Raw genomic sequence first — 902 nt, 5'->3', positions numbered from 1 at the left:
GCCACGACCTGCGCTTCGAGGTCACCGACACCGGCATCGGGATCAATTCGGCGCAGCAGGACCGGCTGTTCAAGCGCTTCAGCCAGGTCGACGGCTCGATCAGCCGGCGCTTCGGCGGCACCGGCCTCGGCCTGGTGATCTGCCGCCACCTGCTCTCGTTGATGGGCGGCGAGATCGGCGTGAGCAGCCGCGAGGGCGTCGGCTCGACCTTCTGGTTTACCCTCACGCTGCCGCCGGGCGAGGAGACCGGGGTCGCGGCGGCAACGTCCGCGGCTCCGGCCACGGACCCCGCCGGACGCGCCGTCCGGCTGCTTCTCGCCGAGGACGTGCCGCTCAACCAGGAGCTCGCCTGCGCGGTGCTCGAGGCGCAGGGCTACGTGGTAGACGTGGTCGAGGACGGCGCCGAGGCGATCGTCGCGGTCGAGGCGGCGCTGAAGCAGGGCAGGGCCTACGACCTCGTGCTGATGGACGTGCAGATGCCGGTGATGGACGGCCTGACCGCGACGCGCCACATCCGCGCGCTGGCGTCGCCGGCCCGCGAGATCCCGATCGTGGCGATGACCGCCAACGTGCTGCCGAAGCAGATCGAGGACCTGCGCGCGGCCGGGATGGACGACCATGTCGGCAAGCCGTTCCGGCGCGCCGACCTCTACGCCACCATCGCGCGCTGGACCGGGCCGCCGCGCGAGGCCCGCCCGGCCGCCCCGATCCCGGCGCCGGACGGCGCTAACGCGGTGCTCGTGCCGGCGGTGTTCGACGCCCTCAAGGACGGCTTCGGGCCGGAGCGCGCGGCGACCCTGCCCGACCTGATGGGCAGCGAGCTGCTCGACCGCTTCCGCGCCGACGAGGACGACCGGGTCCAGGGCCGCCACGGCGCGCACGCCGTGGTCTCGGCCTCCGTC

1 protein-coding gene is annotated in these 902 nt (G+C 73.7%); it reads left to right on the top strand.

The window, feature by feature from the left end; translation table 11 throughout:
• Positions 1-902: response regulator (locus tag MKK68_RS21135; protein ID WP_244032850.1), on the top strand; the 902-nt coding region annotated here is incomplete at both ends.

This window comes from Methylobacterium sp. E-016, assembly GCF_022829745.1.
Classification (GTDB): Bacteria; Pseudomonadota; Alphaproteobacteria; order Rhizobiales; family Beijerinckiaceae; genus Methylobacterium.
Note: the sequence above shows the minus strand (reverse complement) of the source record. Positions and strands in the feature narration are given on the sequence as shown.